Below are 1,640 nucleotides of genomic sequence, written 5' to 3' on the forward strand. Positions count from 1 at the left end.
GGATTACTGGTGGCAGCGATTTGCCCGAGGCGCGGCGCAACGCGTCGATGCTGGACATCAGATTGTCGCAGTCCTTGTTGTCGGCGCCGCCGTCAAGGACAACCGCGCCGGGAATGAGCGACCGCAAGATCCTTGCCGCCGTGTCGGGAGATTCGGAAATCGGCTTGAGCCCGGATCGCTCGACGATCTTTGAAATCACCACGCGATTGATTGGCGATTTGCCGACGACAAGCACCTGCGACGGATCGCGGACCGCCTCGGTGGTTGAACCGCGGGTCACCGGATTCGGATGTCTTGGAGTCTCGCCTTCGCCATTCACCGGGCACACAAGTCGGCCAAGAAGCTCGCCCCTATTTCAATGCAGAGTTGAATCCGGAGCGCAATTGGCGTGAGATCGGAGCCTATGTCAAGTTGAAATAAAAGTGCCTGAAATCATCGCCGGAGCAGTGAATTTCAAGCAACGCTACTGTACTCAACTGTCCACAAGTGCGTTTCATAAAAAGAAAATTCACCTGCGCAGGGGCTGCGCAGGTGAAGGGCCGGTTGCATGGATTCCGGTCAGCCGTGGCTCTGCTGTGTGACGATCACCGGGATCAGCAGATCGCCCCAGTTGCCGTCGCCGCCATGATGTCGTGCCGAGCGCACGAGCTCCACCGAGACGCCCGCCTCGACCGCCTTCATCACCGACTGGTTGAGGCGGTGCAGGTCGTTGGCCAGCATGCGGATCGTCGCCTGCTGGTCGACGTTCATCGTCGTCGACTGTTCCTCGGCGCGTTCCTTGACACGGCTTATCGATGCCATTGGTCTTCTCCTTCCAAGCCCTGTTGGGCGTTTCCTCTGAGTTCTTCTGTTCGCTATTCGGCGGCCGGTTTGAACTGCGCGTGCTCTGTCGATTCATGCATGGCGGTGGTCGATGACTGGCCACCGGTGATCGCCATCGACACGGCGTCGAAATAACCGGTGCCGACTTCGCGCTGATGTTTGGTCGCGGTGTAGCCATCGGCCTCGGCCGCGAACTCCGCTTCCTGCAACTCGGAATAGGCCGCCATCTGCCGCGCCTTGTAGCCGCGCGCCAGTTCGAACATGCCGTAGTTGAGCTGGTGAAAGCCGGCGAGCGTGATGAACTGGAACTTGTAGCCCATGGCGCCGAGCTCCTTCTGGAACCTGGCGATCGTCGCGTCGTCGAGGTTCTTCTTCCAGTTGAACGAGGGCGAGCAATTGTAGGCGAGCAGCTTGTCGGGATGATGCTTGCGCACGCCCTCGGCGAATTTCCTGGCCTGCGTCAGGTCCGGCTTCGAGGTCTCGCACCAGATCAGATCCGCGTAAGGCGCATAGGCAATGGCGCGGGCGATGCAGGGCTCGATGCCGTTCCTGACATGGTAGAAGCCTTCCACCGTGCGGCCGGCGTCGTAGTCGACGAAAGGCTGGTCGCGTTCGTCGATGTCGGAGGTGAGCAGCTTGGCGGCTTCCGCATCGGTGCGCGCGACGACCAGGGTCGGCGTGCCCATCACGTCCGCCGCCAGGCGCGCGGCGTTGAGGTTGCGGATGTGCGCCGCGGTCGGGATCAGCACCTTGCCGCCGAGATGGCCGCATTTCTTTTCCGACGCCAACTGGTCCTCATAATGGACGCCGGCGGCGCC

At 61.3% G+C, this 1,640-nt stretch carries 1 protein-coding gene and 2 pseudogenes; all 3 read right to left on the reverse strand.

Annotated elements, in window-relative coordinates:
• Positions 1-280: pseudogene (locus EN984_RS33760) on the reverse strand (response regulator); the annotation flags it as partial.
• Positions 281-558: 278 nt separating this feature from the next.
• A complete protein-coding gene (locus EN984_RS33765) occupies positions 559-801 on the reverse strand; it encodes a hypothetical protein (protein ID WP_127384318.1) in 243 nt (80 codons plus the stop codon).
• A 53-nt stretch (positions 802-854) separates the two neighbouring features.
• Positions 855-1,640, reverse strand: a pseudogene (locus EN984_RS33770) (isocitrate lyase); the annotation flags it as partial.

It is taken from the genome of Mesorhizobium sp. M7A.F.Ca.CA.004.12.1.1, from assembly GCF_003997835.1.
Lineage (GTDB): Bacteria > Pseudomonadota > Alphaproteobacteria > Rhizobiales > Rhizobiaceae > Mesorhizobium.

Bases quoted from the DNA above. Each gene is read 5' to 3' on its own strand.
- EN984_RS33765 (WP_127384318.1), bottom strand. From the start codon at position 801: ATGGCATCGATAAGCCGTGTCAAGGAACGCGCCGAGGAACAGTCGACG.